This window comes from Desulfitobacterium metallireducens DSM 15288, from assembly GCF_000231405.2.
Taxonomy (GTDB): Bacteria; Bacillota; Desulfitobacteriia; order Desulfitobacteriales; family Desulfitobacteriaceae; genus Desulfitobacterium_A; species Desulfitobacterium_A metallireducens.
The window spans coordinates 1-19,030 of the sequence record NZ_CP007032.1; the positions used below are offsets into that span (position 1 = coordinate 1).

Genomic DNA, 19,030 nt, shown 5'->3' on the forward strand with positions numbered 1-19,030 from the left:
TTAAACCTTTATTTAAAATAAAAACTTATAAAATCCAAAGAAAACTTGGCAAGCGCCAAGTTTTAACGCGGTGTAGTTACCTTAACCTGCTAAAAATTAAAAATTTCCATCAATAATGTATGATGAAAAAGGCCACAATAATGCGGCCTTAAGCAGATAATTTCTTCCGCCCTTTTAAGCGACGTCTTTTGAGGACATTTCTTCCGGTTGCACTACTCATCCGGCTTAAGAAACCGTGCACTCTTTTATGACGACGATTTTTCGGTTGATACGTTCTTTTCACTGAAGCACCTCCTTTGAGCAAAAGGACATTAAATAAAATATCCTTACAACAGATATCTTAAAAGATTATACTCTAGTTAATTTTATCATGTCAAGGTGAATAAAAGGAAAGAATGTGGATAACTCGTGGAAATAAAAAGTTATCCACTGTGTATAAATATCATTTATTACTGAAGTTTCTGTTGATAACCCATTCAAAACTTGGTATGATGTTTTTGCAACTCCATATTTCGATAATTTTCCAGGGATTATTTTAGTCACAGCTTACTATGATGTTAAGTTATCCACAAATGTGTATAAGTTTGTGTATAACTTTTTTTTGCCTAAAAAATTTATTCTATTCAACAAGGGAGGTCCATTCATGCCACCCCGCCCACCACTTCAAAAAATGTGGCAAGATACACTTGCTAAACTGGAAACTGAACTTTCTAAGCCAAGTTTTGAAACTTGGCTTAGTTCAACCTGTTTGCTCGATATTGAGGGAAACACCTTAATTATTGGAGTTCCAAATGAATTCGCTAAAGATTGGCTAGAGAGCCGCTATGCCCCATTAATACGTTCAGCGGTTCAAACCGTCTTTAGTCAGCCCATGAATTTAAGTTTTATAATTGGTATTCAAAAAGAAGTTTTACACAACATAGAGAATCCTCAACAAACTTCTATTCCAGAAAATAACGAAATCACACCCAATTTTTTAATCTCAAAATATACTTTTGATACCTTCGTCATTGGTAATAGTAATCGCTTTGCCCACGCAGCTGCTCTTGCAGTTGCTGAATCACCCGCTAAATCTTATAATCCCCTTTTTATCTACGGTGGAGTTGGTTTAGGAAAAACTCACTTAATGCATGCTATCGGAAATTATGTCTTAGAACGGTCTCCAAACACACGTGTTCTCTACGTATCTAGTGAAAAATTTACGAATGAGTTAATCGAATCCATTCGAGATAAAAACCCGGTAGAATTTCGTAATCATTACCGCAATGTTGATATTCTTCTTATTGATGATATTCAATTTCTTGCCGGTAAAGAAGGGACTCAAGAAGAATTTTTTCATACGTTTAATGCTCTCTATGAGGCTGATAAACAAATTATTATTTCTTCCGACCGTCCACCCAAGGAAATTCCTACGTTAGAAGATAGGCTACGATCCCGTTTTGAATGGGGACTCATCACGGACATTCAAGCGCCTAATTTAGAAACACGGATTGCCATTTTAAGAAAGAAAGCAAAGTTAGAAAATCTCCAAGTTTCCAACGATGTAATGGTCTATATTGCTGATAAAATTCAGTCTAATATTAGAGAACTCGAAGGAGCTCTCATTCGCGTTATGGCTTACGCCTCCCTTTCAGAAAAACCAATTACTGTTGAAATTGCAGCTGAAGCCTTAAAAGATATTATTCCCGTTAATACACCTAAAGAAATTACAATTGAAAATATTCAACAAGCAACTGCTGAATATTTCCACCTCTCTTTGGGAGAATTTAAAGCAAAGAAAAGAACCCGTGCTATTGCCTTTCCTCGTCAAATCGCGATGTATCTTTCACGTGAATTAACAGACTATTCCCTACCTAAAATTGGCGATGAATTTGGAGGTCGGGATCATACAACAGTCATCCATGCCCATGACAAAATTAATCAAGCTCGACGTAAAGATCCTTTATTAGATAAAAAGATCAATGAAATCATTCAAAGAATACAATCATATTAGACTATAAATATTCTAACCATTATTTTAAAATAAACGTTAAAAAACTTATTTTGTGGACATGTGGATAATTCCTCAGAAGTTATTCACATGTTTTTAAACATTTCTTTACCCTTATTTATTAAGGGTTTCAGCTAGATATCCACAAAGAGACAAGCTATAGTACTATAACGACTAAATTAATATCTTATTATTATTCACGCCTACTTATTCCTATGTTAATCATGAGGAGGTTATTCATGAAAATTTATTGTTCTAAAGATGCCCTACTTACGGGTGTCAATACAGTACAAAAAGCGGTTTCGAATAAAAACACATTACCCGTATTACAAGGAATTTTAATTAAAGCTGAAAATAATGCCTTAGTTTTTGAAGCAACTGATATGGAAATTGGAATACGCTGTGTTGTTGAAGCTCAAATTGAAGAAGAAGGTATGATTGTTCTGCCAGCGCGTCTTTTTTCAGAGATTGTCCGTAAACTCCCCACTGCAACCATTGAAATTGAACAACGTAATGATGCAGTTAATATTCACTACTATGAATCTGATATTTTACTAAAAGGCTTTGATCCTGAAGAATTTCCCTTACTTCCTGATCTTTATGATGCTGTTTCTTTCAATTTACCGATTTCTCTATTTAAAACAATGATTCGTCAAACTGTCTATGCTTGCGCAATTGAAGAAAATAGACCTGTATTTACTGGAATTTTACTTCAGATTGAAGAATCGAATATTCGTTTAATTGGGACAGATACGCACCGTCTTGCTTATCGAATTTCAGAAATCGAAAATCCTGAAGATCTAAAATTTTATGGCGTGATTCCTGCTAAAACATTATCAGAAATTTATCGTCTCCTTAAAGATGATGATGAAGTTCTAACTATCCGTTTTAATCAATCTCAAGTATCCTTCCAATTTGGTTCAGTTCATTTATTGTCACGTTTGATTGATGGGCAATTTCCTAATTACAAGCAAGTTGTTCCTAAAAGCTGTCAATCTAAGATATTTCTTTCTACAAAAGAATTTTCTGATGCTGTTGAAAGAGCATCCTTATTAGCGCGAGATAGTAGTCATGCCAATATTATTCGCCTCTCCGTTGAAAAAGAGAGATTATGGTTAGATCAAGCCTCTGAAATTGGGAAAATTTCTGAACAGTTAGATATCCAAATGGAAGGAACAGAAGTCAAGGTTGCGTTTAATGCCAAGTTTTTATTGGATGTACTTAAAGTAATCGACTGTGAAAAGATAATATTCGAACTTTCTGGACCCTATGGACCAGGTGTTATCCGCCCAGTTGATGATCCTAATTATCTCAATCTTGTGCTTCCTGTACGTACATCATAAAAAAATGGAGATTGCAAAACTATACTTGCAAAATTTCAGAAATTATAAGAATGAAAAAATACAATTTTCCTCAGGTATCAACGTTTTACAGGGACAAAACGGACAAGGAAAAACCAACATATTGGAAGCCATCTATTATCTTCTAACTGGAAAATCATATCGCGTTCGTAAAGAACAAGAATTAATATTCTGGGGAGAAAATGCGTTTCATATCTTTGGAGATTTTTTAGCTTATGAACGAAGGTTGAGTTTGGAAAGCCATTATTTAGATAAACGTAAAATTGTCAAAATAAATCATGTTCCCTGTAAAAAACTTTCTGATTTTGTCGGGACGATCAATGTTGTATTTTTTTCACCTGATGATTTGATTATGGTTAAAGGAGGACCAGCCGAACGTCGGCGCTTTTTGGATCTTCATATTACCCAGCTCAATTCGCGCCATGTTCATCTTCTCAACGATTATAATAAGGTTCTCCATCAGAAAGCTGCTTTATTAAAAAGTTCAATTCAAACTTCAAAAGTCTCAAATATTGAGATATGGAATGAACAGTTACTCGATTTAGGTTCTAAAATTATTCGTAATCGTTGGAGATTCACTCAGATAATTGCTAAAAAAAGTAAAGAAATTTATTATCAGCTCTCCTCCGGTGAAGAAGAGTTAAGTATAAATTACTTAGCTTTAGGTCATCAGGATGTTGAAGAGGCATTGCATGAATTTCCAATCCTGTTGGAAGAAAAAATGAAGCAAGAAATCGAACGTCAAATGATTTTAGTTGGTCCTCACCGAGATGACCTTAATTTTCAGCTCAATGGAAAATCTGCGAGAATTTATGCTTCTCAAGGGCAGCAGCGCTCCATTGTTTTAAGTTTAAAATTGGCGGAACTCGAAGTGATCTATCAAGAAAAAGGAGAGTATCCTCTTTTACTCTTAGATGATGTACTGTCTGAACTTGATATTTTTCGGAGAGAATATTTGTTAGAGTTTATTCAACCGATCCGACAAGCCTTAATCACAATGACTAGTGCTGAAAAGCCGTCAACTGAAATAGCATCACTTTTCCAAGTAGACAAAGGACATATAGGGAGGATAAACTAATGTTTTTACACTTAGGTGGAGATTTTTTAGTTAATCAGCAAAAAGTCATTGCTATCTTAGATTTGGAAACAGCCATGAAAAATTCAACTTCTGAAAATTATTTAAATAGCATGAAAGTAAATGAAAAGGTACGTTATATTTCAGAAATCGGTAAAGAAAAGTCGTTAATCATCACTACAGAAGGAAATTATCTTTCTCCAATCTCCTCAACAACACTTTTAAAACGTTCTTTATCGATCGAGGAGCAAATCAATGAAAATTAAATATAGATAAATTCCTCTAAAGGATTAGAATTGAATGAAAAGTCTTTTCGTCGTATAATAAAAAGGTTAAAGGTTAACAGGTAAGGTATTATTTGGGAGGGAACAGCTTTGCAAGAAAATGCTGATTTTCAGGAGAAAGTGCCAGAAAACGTTGAGTATAATGCTGATCAAATTGTCGTATTAGAAGGTTTAGAAGCTGTTCGCAAACGTCCGGGAATGTATATTGGTTCAACCAGTAGTCGAGGGCTTCATCATTTAGTTTATGAAATTGTTGATAATAGTATTGATGAGGCCTTAGCAGGATATTGCGATACGATTGAAGTTATTATTCGTAAAGATAATACAATTTGTGTAAAAGATAATGGACGGGGTATTCCAGTTGATATTCACCCTAAGTTAGGAAAACCAGCTGTTGAAGTTGCATTAACCGTGCTCCATGCTGGTGGAAAATTTAATAATAGTGCCTATAAAGTTTCTGGGGGCTTACACGGGGTTGGTCTGAGTGTTGTGAATGCGTTGTCTAAGTGGTTATATGTTGACGTTAAAAAAGATGGAAAAATGTATCATCAAGAATATGAACGTGGAAAGACAATGACAGAACTGACGATTATTGGAGAGTCAGAAGGCTCTGGAACTCAAATTACCTTTGCTCCAGATCCAGAGATTTTTGAAGAGACGACTGTCTTTGAATTTGATATATTAGCTCATCGTCTTCGTGAACTTTCTTTTTTGAATAAAAAAGTTTCGATTACTTTAATCGATGAAAGAAAAGACGAAAGAGAAGTATATTATCACACAGGCGGTATTATTGATTTTGTAAAATATATAAACAAAAATAAAGATGTTTTGCATCCACAGCCTATTTACTTTGAATCCTTCAAGGATAACGTCGAAGTTGAAATTGGCATACAATATAATGATTCTTATACGGAAAATCTTTTTTCTTATGCAAATAATATTAATACCCAAGAAGGCGGCACGCATGAAGCAGGATTCAAGGCGGCTTTAACACGTGTTGTCAATGATTATGCACGTAAAAACAATATTATAAAAGCTAACGATGCAAATCTAAGCGGCGATGATATTCGTGAAGGAATGACTGCTGTAATCTCAGTTAAGGTTCCTGAACCTCAGTTTGAAGGTCAGACGAAAACGAAACTGGGAAATTCCGAAATTCGATCTATTGTTGATTCAATAGTGGGTGAAGGGCTTAATATTTTTCTTGAAGAAAATCCTGCCGTTGGGAAAAAAGTAATAGAAAAGTCACTTCAAGCTTTAAGAGCAAGAGAAGCAGCTCGTAAAGCACGGGAACTTACACGAAGAAAGAGCGCTTTAGAAGTTAGCTCGTTACCTGGAAAACTCGCCGATTGTTCTTGGAAAGAACCTGACCTATGTGAAATGTATCTAGTTGAGGGTGATAGTGCAGGAGGTTCGGCAAAACAAGGGCGTGACCGACGTTTTCAAGCTATTCTTCCGCTCCGGGGTAAGATTCTAAATGTAGAAAAAGCGCGGCTCGATCGAATTCTAGGAAATGCAGAAATTCGTGCGATGATTACTGCAATGGGGACAGGAATCTCAGATGATTTTGATTTAGATAAAGCACGTTATCACAAACTGATTATTATGACTGATGCCGATGTCGATGGAGCACATATCCGAATTCTCCTTTTAACCTTCTTCTATCGTTTCATGAAGCCGTTGATTGATAATGGTTATGTTTATATTGCTCAACCCCCGCTTTATCAAGTGAAAAAAGGCAGAGATGTCTCTTATCAATATACCGATGTTGAATTGTCTAAGGCTTTAGACCGCGTCGGACGGGATAAAGCAGTGATTCAGAGATATAAAGGTCTAGGAGAAATGAATCCAGAACAACTTTGGGAAACCACAATGGATCCTGCAAAACGAACTATATTACAGGTTACAATGGATGATGCTATGATTGCTGATGAACTTTTTACAAAGTTAATGGGAGATAAAGTAGAACCTCGGCGAGAGTTTATTATTAAATATGCCAAAGATGTACGTAATCTAGATATTTAAAGGAGTGCCTGTTAATGTCAATGGAAATGCAAGGGGGAAAAGTTCTTCCGATTGAAATTTCGGGTGAACTTAAAAAGTCATTTATTGACTATTCCATGAGTGTTATTGCCAGTCGGGCCTTACCTGATGTTAGGGATGGCCTGAAGCCAGTTCACCGGAGAATTCTTTATACGTTTCACGAGTTGGGAATGACCCCAAATAAACCTTATAGTAAATCAGCGCGACTTGTCGGAGACTGTATGGGTAAATTTCACCCGCATGGTGATTCCTCTATTTATGATGCAGTTGTTCGTTTAGCTCAGGATTTTTCCAGTCGTTATCCTTTAGTTGATGGACATGGAAATTTTGGATCCGTAGATGGTGATTCAGCTGCAGCTATGCGTTATACCGAGTGTAGAATGGACAAAATGGCTACATTTATGCTTGCTGATATTGATAAGGATACAGTCAACTTTGTTCCTAACTATGATGAAAAACAGGAAGAGCCATCTGTTTTACCTTCAAAGTTTCCTAATCTCTTAGTAAATGGTTCTTCAGGTATTGCAGTCGGCATGGCAACAAATATCCCTCCCCACAATTTAACTGAAGTGATTGATGGTACAATTGCCCAAATTGATAATCCTGATATTACAATTAAAGAACTGATGGAATATATCAAAGGTCCGGATCTTCCGACGGGTGCTATGATTATGGGGACTGAAGGAATTTATCAGGCCTATACAACGGGGAGAGGTATATTCAAGACACGAGCCAAAGCTCATATTGAACATATGGAAAAGTCAGGGAAAATGCGAATTTTAATCACAGAAATTCCCTTTATGGTTAATAAAGCAAGACTGGTTGAAAAGATTGCGGAGCTTGTTCGGGAGAAGAAAATTGAAGGAATTACGGATTTAAGAGATGAATCCGATCGCAGTGGTATGCGGATCGTGATTGAGCTCCGGAGGGATGTTGTTCCGCAAATTATTCTTAATCAACTTTACAAACATACTCAACTTGAAGAATCCTTTGGAATGAATATGTTGGCTTTAGTTGATGGTCGCCCTAAGCTTTTAACGCTGAAAGAAATGATCTACTATTTTATTGAGCACCAAAGAGATGTTATCACGCGTAGAACGAGATTTGAGCTCAATAAAGCTGAAGCTGAAGCTCATATACTTGAAGGCTTGAGAATTGCATTAGATCATATCGATGAAGTGATTCAAATTATCAGGACTTCTGCGGATGAGACTGATGCAAAAAATAATTTAATGGCGCGGTTTGGATTAAGCGAAAAGCAATCGCAAGCGATTGTAGATATGCGTTTGAAACGCTTAACAGGATTAGAACGCGAAAAAATTGAAAATCAATTAGCAGAACTTTTGAAAACAATTGAGTATTTGAGAGCCGTTTTGGCTTCGGAAAAAATGGTTGATGAGATTATTAAGACGGAGCTTAACGAAATCAAGGATAAATTTGGGGATGAACGGCGAACCCAAATATCAATTGATGTCAGTAACATGCAAATTGAGGATTTAATTGCGGATGAAGATGTCGTAATTACGGTTACGCATAGAGGCTATATTAAACGAATACCGCTGAACTCGTATAAGAGCCAGAGACGTGGAGGTAAGGGAGTTAATGGTATGGCGACGCGGGAAGAGGACTTCGTAGAACACCTCTTTATCACCTCTACCCATCAGTACATTCTGTTCTTCACCTCGCGAGGAAAAGTATATCGCTTAAAGGCGCATGAGATTCCTGAAGCCAGTAAGACAGCTAAAGGAATTGCAATCGTCAATATATTAAATATTAATCCTAGTGAAGAAGAAATCACAGCTATTCTTGCAATCAAAGCTTATTCCGAAGATTTCTGTCTTTTCACTGCCACGAAGCATGGAATTGTTAAGAAATCGGCTCTTAATGAATATGATTCCCAACGTAAGGATGGTTTGATTGCCTTGACTTTGGATGAAGGAGATGAACTCATTGGGGTTCGCCTGACCAGAGAAGAAGATCATATTTTAATGGCCACAAAAAATGGATTATCGATATGCTTTAATTGCTCAGATGTACGGCAAATGGGTCGTACAGCACGTGGTGTGAAGGGCATTAATCTTACAGAAGATGATTCAGTCGTTGGTATGGATGTTATCTATGAAGATGGGTCTGAACTTTTGACGATGACGGAAAATGGATTATCAAAGAGAACAGATGTCTCAGAATATAGAGTTCAAGGTCGTGGCGGTAAAGGAATTATCGCGATGAAATTGAATGAAAAAACGGGATCGTTGATAGGAATCAAAGTTGTAAAACCAGAAGATCAGCTTATGATTATAACTGAAGATGGTATTGTTATTCGCCAAGACGTATCTGGAATTTCCAAGCAAGGTCGTTCGGCCCAAGGCGTGATGGCTATGAGGACTAGAGAAAGCCGAGTTGTAGCTATTGCAAAAGTAGTTAATAAAGAAGATGTAGATAATGAAGTTTTAAACGAGGATGAAGAAGAATAAAGACATTACTTTGAATTTTTATGCTCTAATATGCGTAAAATTGACAAAGATTGATTCAGGTGCTACTATTTCAGAAAAAACAAAGACGGTTAAAATTGTTTAGAGGAGGATAAATCATGACGGAAGTTGCCTCATGGAAAGTAAAAACGGGATTAGCAGAAATGCTTAAAGGTGGAGTTATTATGGATGTAACTACACCGGAACAAGCTAAAATAGCAGAAGAAGCGGGCGCATGCGCTGTTATGGCACTAGAAAGAGTCCCTTCAGATATACGTGCAGCAGGTGGAGTTGCCAGAATGGCGGATCCCACGATTATTCAACGGATTATGGATGCTGTCACTATCCCGGTCATGGCTAAGGCTCGGATTGGTCATTTTGTAGAAGCACAAATTCTTGAATCTATGGGTGCTGATTATATTGATGAGAGTGAAGTTTTGACTCCAGCAGATGATATGTATCATATCAATAAACATGATTTTAAAGTTCCTTTTGTTTGTGGAGCTCGAAACTTAGGGGAAGCTCTTCGACGTATTGGTGAAGGTGCTGCCATGATTCGCACAAAAGGTGAACCAGGAACCGGTAATGTAGTTGAAGCAGTGCGTCATATGCGTACAGTTATGAGTGAAATCCGTACTTTATCAACAATGCCTAAAGAAGAATTAATGACCGCTGCTAAAAATATGGGTGCACCTTTTGATTTAGTAGTTTATGTTGCGGAAAATGGAAAACTTCCTGTTGTTAATTTTGCTGCAGGTGGAATTGCTACACCGGCTGATGCTGCGTTGATGATGCAACTTGGCGTCGATGGTATTTTTGTTGGCTCAGGTATCTTTAAATCTGGTGATCCTGTAAAACGAGCTAAGGCTATTGTTTTAGCGACCACGAATTATAATGATCCTCAAATGCTTGCTGAGATTTCTAAAGATCTGGGAGAAGCTATGTCCGGTATTGAGATTTCTACCCTCAAAGAGAGTGAACGTATGCAGGAGCGAGGCTGGTAGTTAATGGCGAAGAAAATTGGTGTCCTAGCCTTGCAAGGTGCTTTTCGTGAGCATCGGCAGGCATTGAAAAGCCTGGGATGCGAAGTCACTGAAGTCCGTAAATCGAGTGATTTAGAAGATATTAACGGACTGGTTATTCCCGGTGGGGAAAGTACGACAATGGGTAAGCTTCTTCAAGTGGATAAACTTGGTGAAAAAATTAAAGAATTAGCGGCTAAAAATTTACCTATTTTCGGAACATGTGCTGGGATGATTGTACTAAGTAAAAGAATCGAGGATAGTAACCAATATAGCTTAGGGTTAATGGATGTTACGGTTCAACGCAATGCATTTGGACGTCAAGTTGCAAGCTTTGAAACTAATTTAGAGATACCTGCTTTAGGTAAGGATCCAATAAGAGCTATTTTTATAAGAGCTCCGTATATCAAGGAAGTAGCTCCTAACGTTGGGATTTTAGCAGAATACGAGGGGAAAATTGTTTTTGCTCGTCAGGGAAATATGATTGCGAGCGCTTTTCATCCTGAATTAACTGAGGACCGAAGAGTTCATCAATATTTTCTCTCGATCGTTGATGAACAACTGGCCAAGTAAGGGCTGGATTAGGAGGGTTTCAATTGCTAGATCTTAAGTTTGTACGAACTCATCCGGAAATGGTTAGGGAAGCGCTAAATAAGCGGAATTCATCCTTAAATTTGGACGAATTTTTAAGTCATGAGGAAAATTACCGAAAGGTACTTTTTGAGGTAGAAAACCTTAAGGCACAGCGTAATACAGTTTCTGAAGAAGTGGGTCGCCGTAAAAAAAACAGAGAAGATGCTGAATCACTGATTCTTGAGATGCGTGAAGTTGGGCAAAAAATAAAAGAGTTAGAAGAAAAACTCAATGACCTAGAACAAAAAATGCAGGCCGTTTTGTACGAAATTCCGAACATCCCACATGAGTCCGTACCAGTAGGTCCGGACGAATTTGCAAATGTTCAAGTCCGTTCTTGGGGAAGCCCAAGAGTGTTTGATTTTGATCCAAAGGCTCACTACGATGTCGGAGAAAACTTAAATATATTGGATTTTGCTCGAGCGGCTAAAGTGACGGGTGCACGGTTTACTTTTTATAGAGGATTAGGTGCTAAACTTGAGCGGGCCTTAATTAGCTTTATGTTAGATCGTCATACGGCTAAGGGATATACCGAAATTCTCCCGCCTTATATGGTCAACCGAAGTTCTATGTTTGGTACAGGACAACTCCCAAAATTTGAAGAGGATGCTTTTAAAATTACGGGGACAGATTATTTCTTGATTCCTACGGCTGAAGTACCCGTGACGAATTTATACCGTGATGAAATTCTTGATGCTGATATGCTTCCCATGTATCATTGTGCCTATAGCGCCTGTTTCAGATCGGAAGCGGGTTCAGCTGGACGGGATACCCGGGGGTTGATTCGCCAACATCAATTTAATAAGGTTGAGCTTGTAAAGTTTGCATTTCCAGAAAACTCTTATGAAGAGCTAGAAAAACTAACACGGGATGCAGAAGCGATTCTTCAAGAGTTGGAACTTCCTTATCGCGTTATGGCTCTCTCAACAGGAGATATAGGATTTAGTTCTGCAAAGACGTATGATTTAGAAGTTTGGCTTCCGAGTTTTAACACCTATCGTGAAATCTCGTCTTGTAGTAACTTTGAAGACTTCCAAGCAAGAAGAGCGAATATCCGTTTTCGTCGTGGACCAAAAGAAAAGCCGGAATATGTACATACCTTAAACGGTAGTGGTTTAGCTATTGGCCGAACCGTCGCGGCAATCCTCGAAAATTATCAGGAAAAAGATGGTCGAGTTCGGGTTCCTAAAGCTTTACAGCCATATATGGGTGTTGAAATAATCGGATAAAGAGTGTTTTAATTTTTCAGACAGATTTTGTCTTGAAAAATATTTAAGAAAGCTGCAGAATACCCATATTAACGGTGTATTTTGCAGCTTTTTATTTTTCTTAGTGCTTGTCATTTACAGTTTAAAAAAAATATGATATACTATCATTCGTATCGATTTGGAGGGGTGTCCGAGTGGTTTAAGGAGCTAGTCTTGAAAACTAGTGACTCCGCAAGGGGCCGTGGGTTCGAATCCCACCCCCTCCGCCATATATGCGCTCGTGGTTCAGCTGGATAGAACGTCTGACTACGAATCAGAAGGTCGGGGGTTCGAATCCCTCCGAGCGCACCATAATTTAAATAAAATTGCATCTTGGCCTCGTAGCTCAGGTGGATAGAGCGGGGGTTTCCTAAACCCTGTCTTGCGGAGGTTCGAGTCCTCCCGGGGCCACCATTATCGAGGTACTCTATGAGTCATCAAGATTGGATGCGCATGGCATTAGAACAGGCCAAGATTGCGTATGATTTAGGAGAAGTTCCAATTGGCGCAGTTGTAATTCAAGATAATAAAGTTATAGCTCTAGCCCATAATGAGAAAGAGCAAAGGCAAGATCCGACAGCTCATGCTGAGGTTTTGGCCGTACAAAGAGCTACTGAAAAGTTAGGGACTTGGCGTTTATCTGATGCAACACTCTATGTTACTTTAGAACCTTGTCCTATGTGTGCAGGTGCTTTAGTTCAGTCGCGTTTGAGGACGCTCGTTTTTGGAGCTAGCGATCTTAAAGGCGGTGCAGTCGGATCAGTAATGAATGTTCTAGACTTTAGCCGTTGGAATCATCGCGTAGAAGTTGTAGCAGGTATTCTTGAAGAAGACTGTTCAGCTATATTGAAGAATTTTTTTCGTCAGCGACGTTAGTAACAATAATAAAATGAATAAATTTTACTTAGATGAGAAGTATTTCTCATCTAAGTACTATAAATAATCACGGAGGAGTATCGAAGTGGTCATAACGAGAGCGACTCGAAATCGTTTGACGGCTTAAACCGTCCGTGGGTTCGAATCCCACCTCCTCCGCCATATGAAGTAATTAAAGGGTTGTCATAATTATAATGACAACCCTTTTAATTTTAAGCTAATAAGAGGTGGGATTCGAACGGGAGGAAAAGAAAATGCGACCTATGGAAGCATTTTCCCGACCAGGCGTGATAGAGAGCGAAGCGAACGGAGCGAATCCCGCCTTCTTCGCCATACTTTTCACCGCGACATGGAACTAGAATCTATGTCGCGGTTTTATTTGTTACTTTCATCCTGCTTAAGTGCAACCATCGACTTTCGTCCCTCACTATGGCTCGGCGAAAGGCGGGTTTTCTTTACTTTCCAGTATTCTCAAGTGAATCAATCTTATCATCACTAATCTCTTCGAGTGATTTGCCCATTGTTTCTTTACCAAAGATTGCAACAATAACAGAGACGAAGGCAAATACTGCAGTCAACATTATAAAAACATAAGTATAGCCGAGCTGAGTTCCATAAGATTTATAAACAACGGGAACAATAAATGGCGCTACAAATGCACCAAGACGGCCGAAGGCAGCAGCCCAACCCGAACCGCTCGCTCTGGCAGCTGTCGGATATACTTCTGGGGTATAGGCATATACGCATCCCCAGGCGCCTAAACTGAAGAAATAAAGTAAGCAGCCAAAGAGAAGAACTTCATTGATGCTTCCAGCGTGTCCAAACAACCAGGCTGCTATTGCTGTGCCTGCGAAATATACGGATAATACCATTTTTCGTCCAACTCGTTCAACGAGGTAAGCTGCACTGAAATATCCAGGTAACTGTGCTAGGCACATAATCAGTGTAAATTCAAAGCTTTTAACCAAGGTAAAACCCTTACCCAATAACAAGGTTGGAGTCCATAGGACAAAGCCATAATACCCAAAATTTATACCAAACCAAATTAACCATAATAGAATTGTATTTTTGATATATTTTCTTGACCAGAAATCTAGGAAAGATACTCGTTCATTATTGACATGAATTTGCTGGTTAAGAGGAGAATCTTTTTGCTTAGCTGTGATGCCAGCTTGATTCTCCATTTTTCTTATGAGAGCATCTGCTTCATCAAATTTTCCTACAGATTCAAGATACCGTGGGGATTCGGGAACTGCCCTTCTTAAATATGCTGCAAAAAGTGCAGGTAAAGCGCCGACCCAAAAAGCCACTCTCCAGCCATATACGGGAATGAGTAGGTAGGCAACAAGCGCAGCAGCAATCCAGCCCCAAGCCCAGAAACTTTCTAGAAGAATGACATTACGCCCTCGTGACTTCGTTGGTGAAAATTCACTAACTAAGGTAGAAGCAGCCGGTAATTCACCTCCAAGACCAAAGCCTGTTAAGAATCTTAAAATAAGAAGCATGGGAAAATTGATTGAAAAACCGGATAGGCCACTGCCAACGCCATAAATAATTAGAGTCCACATAATGACGGTTCTTCTACCCCATTTGTCCGCGGCCATACCGGAGAAGGCAGCTCCTAAGGCCATACCTAGCATTGCTGAACTTCCGAGTAAACCTAATTGCCCTGCGGTTAGTGCCCAGTCCTTGCCGATAGCTGCCATAACACCAGACACCATACCTTGGTCCATAGCATCGAACATCCAGCCAATCCCAGTCAACATCAAGATTCTTCGAAACATAGGTGTATTTGGTAATTGATCGATTCGCGACGAAATATTTAACATCTTTTACCTTCCTTTTACGATTTATCTGTTTCTAATTATCTTACTTATACTAACGCTATTGAGTCAAGAATAGTCGTTAAAAAATCTAAATATTTTTATAATTATTAGCTAGTCAATTTCAATTAATATGGAAAATAGTAACAAAGGAGTGGGCGTTCTAATTTTAAAGAATAGAATATCCTCTTTGTTACCATATTACGACATAGAATTACCTATTTCTGGATTAAATTTCGTTGTTATATTCCTTTGAAGTCTTTAAAATTAACATATAAATACATTTCGGAGGGAATATATATGGAAAAAAGGCTTTTGAAGAGAATAGAGGCGTTGCGAAAAAAGCTGAATCAATTGGGCTTAACCCATAATCTTGTCGATGATGAAGTTGTCGCAGTAAGTCAACAACTTGATCAATTATTAAATCAATATCAAAGAATAACTGTTTATCAACAATTAAGTTTTTGGTGACAATTTTTAGCAATGAATTATCTTTGACGAAATTTGGTTGACAGGTTTTCAACGATAGCTTATAATAGCAAACGTCACTTGAAATTTAATCAATTATTTTCAACGACGCACCATGGAGAGGTGGCTGAGCTGGTCGAAGGCGCTCGCCTGGAAAGCGAGTACATGGGGTAACCTGTGTCGAGGGTTCGAATCCCTCTCTCTCCGCCATACGGATAACTAGGGCCAAGTTTGATCACTTTGTATTCGACTTTGGCTTTTTCTTTTGTTATAATAATTTTGGTCGTGCTAGACGGGGTGGTGGCGGAATCCTGTAACCTGCAATCCGCTGTAGCAGGGTGGAATTCCTGCGCGAGGGCAACGCTTGTGGAGCGGCCAAGTCTAACTTGCGATGAAATTTGGGTCTTACGCAACAGAGCACTTCGAACCGTGTCAGATCCTGACGGAAGCAGCACTAAGGAGCACGCTATGTGTGCCGTAAGGTCGCCTGAACTGAGCAAGAAAGCTTGGATTCGTCCGGAAGTGTTTGTTCGGACAAAGGTGCACGACCTTTAAATTTAAGATGGTCTATGAACCATCTTTTTTCGTATATACAGGAAAATACTGGCTGACTTTGTCTCGGCGGAAAGTGAAGGTGGGACAATGGCCTATTTAGCGCTTTACCGTGAATGGCGCCCGAAAAACTTCAGCGAAATGGTGGGTCAGGAACATGTTACGAAGACCCTCACCAATGCTTTAAAACAAGAAAAAATTGCGCATGCCTATTTATTTAGCGGCCCTCGTGGAACGGGAAAAACGACTGCTGCCAAAGTACTAGCTAAAGCTTTAAATTGCGAGAATCCAGGTGGAGTTGAGCCTTGTAATCAGTGTTCCTCCTGTTTAAGTATTGATCAAGGAAATGCGATGGAAGTATTAGAAATCGATGCTGCTTCGAATCGAGGTATCGATGAAATACGCGAATTGCGTGAGAATGTTCGACTTAGTGCAGGTGAAGGAAAGTATAAAGTCTATATCATTGATGAAGTTCACATGTTAACGACGGAAGCTTTTAATGCTTTGCTCAAGACGTTAGAAGAACCGCCTAAGCGAGTCGTTTTCATATTGGCAACAACTGAAGTTCAAAAAATACCTTTAACAATCTTATCTCGGGTGCAACGCTTTGAATTTCACCGAATCCCCCTTGAACAGATTGAGACGCGATTGCAAGAAGTGTGTCAATCTATCGATCGTACCGTTTTGCCAGAAGCTTTGAAGATTATTGCTCAAAAATCTGAAGGAGGCTTACGCGATGCCTTAAGTATTCTCGATCAGTGCTTACTCCTTGATGGGGATATTGGGGTAGAACATGTCTATCAAGTCTTAGGGATGGTTGGAGAAGAATATAGTGCCCAACTTCTTGATATACTTCTGACTCGTGATTATGCTCAAGCATTAGGATTATTGACTGAAGGAATTAATCAAGGCCGTGATCCACGGCAGATATTGAAAGAATTTATGGAGTACTTACGTCAGGTTTTACTTTATGTTTCAACACATCGAGTTCCCTTTGTTGCTCCTCAACTCAAAGAAAAGATTGTTGAACAAAGTGAACAGGCAGGGATGAGACTTGTTCTGCAATGGATTAGTATTTTATTGCATGGAGAGAGTCAGCTTAAATATGCGTCAAATGCGCGACTTGCAACGGAAATGTTACTTGTTCAAATGATTTATGATACACAGGAGGGGACTCCTTCGGGTTCCGAGGAGTTAGGACGGCGATTAACCTTACTTGAACAAGAGGTTCGTAAGTTAGCTTCAGGACAGCCCCTTCAGGTTACACAAGTGAATCCTCAGCAACAAGGACAAATCTCTACAAAAAGTCCTCGTAATCCCTCTGAGGAAAAACGTAAAGTTGAACCAAAAGTGATTGCTAAGGCACAATCTGTGGAGAGGGGCCAAAGCGGGGTATCGCTTGAGCTTATTCAGAATAAGTGGCCAGAAGTTCTGGATCACGTTCGTAAATACAAAAAATCAACCCATGCCTTTTTAATGGAAGGAAAACCATTAGATTTAAAAGAGCTAAAACTGTTTATTATTTTCAAAGAGGGGTTATCATTTCACAGGGACAAGGTTGATCAAACAGAAAACCGAGAAACTATTGAAAAAGTATTGCAGGAATTTTTTGGAGTTCCCTTACATTTGCAAAATATGATGGAAAGTGAATGGGAAAAGTTCAAACCCGAGATAGATCAAGAGGAAGAGGAAAGTAACCTTGTTGTCAAAAAAGCTGAAGATATTTTTGGGGCAGATCTTGTAATTGTTAAACAGGATTAGACAAGAAAGAAGTTTTTAAGTACAATCATTTTAATACAGTGCCATAATTATGATTAGGGAATAAGGAGCGTGCAATGATGGGTTATAAAGGTGGTATGGGGAATATGGGCAATATGGGTAATATGTTAAAACAAGCCCAAAAACTTCAGGAAGAAATGGCAAAAGCTCAAGAGGAGCTAAAAACAAAGACGGTTGAGGCTTCTGTTGGGGGAGGCGCTGTCCAAGTTGTCGTCAGTGGGAAAATGGAACTTATTGAATTGAAAATTAAGCCAGAGGCTGTTGATCCAGAAGATGTTGAAATGCTCGAAGATATGATTAAGGCGGCTGTCAATGAGGGCTTCCGGAAAGTCGAAGAAATGACTGCCTCAGAGATGGGTAAGCTGACCGGTGGACTAAAAATTCCTGGATTGTTTTAAAGGGATAAGTGAGCTAGAATATGGACTTTTTAAATTATCCGCAACCTTTAGCGGATCTTATCTCAGGGCTTTCGAGACTCCCCGGAATAGGGCCGAAAACGGCCGGGCGTTTAGCCTTCTATCTTTTGCAGCAACCTCAAATCGCAGAATCACTAGCTGATGCGATCCACAATGCCATGGAGAACATTAAAGAGTGTTCTATTTGTTCAAACTACACGGAACAAGATCCTTGTCCCATTTGCACCAGTGAAAAAAGAGATTCTTCACTTCTTTGTATTGTAGAGCAGCCAAGAGACGTTGCCGCTCTTGAAAAAACGAGAGAATTTAAAGGTAGATATCATGTTTTACACGGGGTTATATCTCCATTAGAAGGAATTGGGCCTGAGCAATTAACGGTTTCCCAACTCCTTAATCGACTAGAGGGGATTAAGGAAGTTGTTATGGCATTGAATCCAACCGTCGAAGGAGAGGCAACCTCAATCTATTTATCCAAGCTTTTAAAACCTATTGGAATTAAGGTCACGCGTATTGCTCATGGTTTACCGGTAGGCGGAGACTTGGAGTACGCAGATGAAGTCACGATTGCACGTGCTTTGGAAGGCCGTCGATTACTATAAAAATAAGTTGTGGTAGTTCTTCTTTGCCTGGTTCAAGCATAAGCTTGGACTAGGATGGACAAAGGAGGACAAACCATGACTTTTTTGTTTTTAGGTCTTTTTGTTGTTTTGATGGGACTAGTTGTTCGCACGAGCTTAGGAAAGCCTAATTTATTGCTTAAATTGTCGATTCATATTCTTGGTGGTATTGTGGGATTATGGATCTTTGATCTTATTTTAAGTGTCTTAGGTTTTGGAATTCCGATTAATATATTTACAATTTTTATTGTAGGGTTATTAGGTTTCCCAGGTGTTTTAGCACTTGCTGGGCTTCAGGCATTTGGAATTTAATTATGTATACATTTTCACACACCCTTGACTAATGAAACACGTGAAGGGTATACTGAGACTA

General features: G+C 38.9%; 17 protein-coding genes, 5 tRNA genes and 1 other RNA gene. 21 read left to right on the forward strand and 2 right to left on the reverse strand.

The window, feature by feature from the left end; translation table 11 throughout:
- Positions 1 to 148: 148 nt before the first annotated feature.
- A complete protein-coding gene (gene rpmH / locus DESME_RS00005) occupies positions 149 to 283 on the reverse strand; it encodes a 50S ribosomal protein L34 (protein WP_025248573.1) in 135 nt (44 codons plus the stop codon).
- A 360-nt stretch (positions 284 to 643) separates the two neighbouring features.
- Here rpmH and dnaA point away from each other — a divergent pair, with 360 nt between their 5' ends.
- The 14 genes from dnaA to DESME_RS00075 all read left to right on the forward strand — a co-directional run bounded on the left by dnaA (position 644) and on the right by DESME_RS00075 (position 13,164).
- A complete protein-coding gene (gene dnaA / locus DESME_RS00010; protein WP_006717707.1) occupies positions 644 to 1,993 on the forward strand; it encodes a chromosomal replication initiator protein DnaA in 1,350 nt (449 codons plus the stop codon).
- A gap of 236 nt (positions 1,994 to 2,229) precedes the next feature.
- Positions 2,230 to 3,333 (forward strand): DNA polymerase III subunit beta, encoded by a 1,104-nt coding sequence (dnaN, locus tag DESME_RS00015; RefSeq protein ID WP_006717704.1) that lies wholly within the window; start codon positions 2,230 to 2,232, stop codon positions 3,331 to 3,333.
- Between the two features lie 4 nt (positions 3,334 to 3,337).
- A complete protein-coding gene (gene recF, locus DESME_RS00020) occupies positions 3,338 to 4,429 on the forward strand; it encodes a DNA replication/repair protein RecF (protein ID WP_025248574.1) in 1,092 nt (363 codons plus the stop codon).
- Entirely contained in the window at positions 4,429 to 4,692 is a 264-nt protein-coding gene (remB, locus tag DESME_RS00025; protein WP_006717701.1) for an extracellular matrix regulator RemB, read from the forward strand. Before recF ends, remB begins: the two co-directional genes overlap by 1 nt.
- A 108-nt stretch (positions 4,693 to 4,800) precedes the next feature.
- On the forward strand, positions 4,801 to 6,735 hold the full coding sequence (gene gyrB / locus DESME_RS00030) for a DNA topoisomerase (ATP-hydrolyzing) subunit B (RefSeq protein ID WP_006717699.1): 1,935 nt from the start codon (positions 4,801 to 4,803) through the stop codon (positions 6,733 to 6,735).
- A 14-nt stretch (positions 6,736 to 6,749) separates the two neighbouring features.
- Positions 6,750 to 9,227: a DNA gyrase subunit A gene (gene gyrA / locus DESME_RS00035; protein WP_006717698.1), complete on the forward strand. Its 2,478-nt coding sequence runs from the start codon at positions 6,750 to 6,752 to the stop codon at positions 9,225 to 9,227.
- Between the two features lie 116 nt (positions 9,228 to 9,343).
- Positions 9,344 to 10,228, forward strand: a complete 885-nt coding sequence (gene pdxS, locus DESME_RS00040) for a pyridoxal 5'-phosphate synthase lyase subunit PdxS (protein WP_006717695.1) — start codon at positions 9,344 to 9,346, stop codon at positions 10,226 to 10,228.
- Between the two features lie 3 nt (positions 10,229 to 10,231).
- Positions 10,232 to 10,819: a pyridoxal 5'-phosphate synthase glutaminase subunit PdxT gene (pdxT, locus tag DESME_RS00045; RefSeq protein ID WP_006717694.1), complete on the forward strand. Its 588-nt coding sequence runs from the start codon at positions 10,232 to 10,234 to the stop codon at positions 10,817 to 10,819.
- A 23-nt stretch (positions 10,820 to 10,842) separates the two neighbouring features.
- Positions 10,843 to 12,108, forward strand: coding sequence for a serine--tRNA ligase (gene serS, locus DESME_RS00050; protein ID WP_006717692.1), 1,266 nt, complete (start codon positions 10,843 to 10,845; stop codon positions 12,106 to 12,108).
- Between the two features lie 159 nt (positions 12,109 to 12,267).
- Positions 12,268 to 12,356, forward strand: a tRNA-Ser gene (locus DESME_RS00055).
- Positions 12,357 to 12,361: 5 nt separating this feature from the next.
- Positions 12,362 to 12,438, forward strand: a tRNA-Arg gene (locus DESME_RS00060).
- A 23-nt stretch (positions 12,439 to 12,461) separates the two neighbouring features.
- Positions 12,462 to 12,540 (forward strand) — tRNA-Arg (locus DESME_RS00065).
- A 15-nt stretch (positions 12,541 to 12,555) separates the two neighbouring features.
- On the forward strand, positions 12,556 to 13,002 hold the full coding sequence (gene tadA, locus DESME_RS00070; RefSeq protein WP_006717690.1) for a tRNA adenosine(34) deaminase TadA: 447 nt from the start codon (positions 12,556 to 12,558) through the stop codon (positions 13,000 to 13,002).
- 71 nt (positions 13,003 to 13,073) lie between these two features.
- Positions 13,074 to 13,164: transfer RNA gene (locus tag DESME_RS00075), tRNA-Ser, on the forward strand.
- A gap of 293 nt (positions 13,165 to 13,457) precedes the next feature.
- Here DESME_RS00075 and DESME_RS00080 read toward each other — a convergent pair.
- Positions 13,458 to 14,831, reverse strand: a complete 1,374-nt coding sequence (locus DESME_RS00080; RefSeq protein ID WP_006717688.1) for an MFS transporter — start codon at positions 14,829 to 14,831, stop codon at positions 13,458 to 13,460.
- A gap of 294 nt (positions 14,832 to 15,125) precedes the next feature.
- Here DESME_RS00080 and DESME_RS00085 point away from each other — a divergent pair, with 294 nt between their 5' ends.
- From DESME_RS00085 to DESME_RS00110, 7 genes are all read left to right on the forward strand, one after another.
- On the forward strand, positions 15,126 to 15,296 hold the full coding sequence (locus DESME_RS00085; protein ID WP_006717686.1) for an aspartyl-phosphate phosphatase Spo0E family protein: 171 nt from the start codon (positions 15,126 to 15,128) through the stop codon (positions 15,294 to 15,296).
- A 114-nt stretch (positions 15,297 to 15,410) separates the two neighbouring features.
- A tRNA-Ser gene (locus DESME_RS00090) sits at positions 15,411 to 15,503 on the forward strand.
- Between the two features lie 73 nt (positions 15,504 to 15,576).
- Positions 15,577 to 15,841: signal recognition particle sRNA large type (gene ffs, locus DESME_RS15515), an RNA gene on the forward strand.
- 94 nt (positions 15,842 to 15,935) lie between these two features.
- Positions 15,936 to 17,606, forward strand: a complete 1,671-nt coding sequence (dnaX, locus tag DESME_RS00095; RefSeq protein WP_006717684.1) for a DNA polymerase III subunit gamma/tau — start codon at positions 15,936 to 15,938, stop codon at positions 17,604 to 17,606.
- Positions 17,607 to 17,683: 77 nt separating this feature from the next.
- Positions 17,684 to 18,022, forward strand: a complete 339-nt coding sequence (locus DESME_RS00100) for a YbaB/EbfC family nucleoid-associated protein (protein ID WP_025248575.1) — start codon at positions 17,684 to 17,686, stop codon at positions 18,020 to 18,022.
- Positions 18,023 to 18,042: 20 nt separating this feature from the next.
- Positions 18,043 to 18,639, forward strand: a complete 597-nt coding sequence (recR, locus tag DESME_RS00105) for a recombination mediator RecR (protein ID WP_006717679.1) — start codon at positions 18,043 to 18,045, stop codon at positions 18,637 to 18,639.
- 75 nt (positions 18,640 to 18,714) lie between these two features.
- A complete protein-coding gene (locus DESME_RS00110; RefSeq protein ID WP_006717677.1) occupies positions 18,715 to 18,969 on the forward strand; it encodes a pro-sigmaK processing inhibitor BofA family protein in 255 nt (84 codons plus the stop codon).
- Positions 18,970 to 19,030 lie beyond the last annotated feature (61 nt).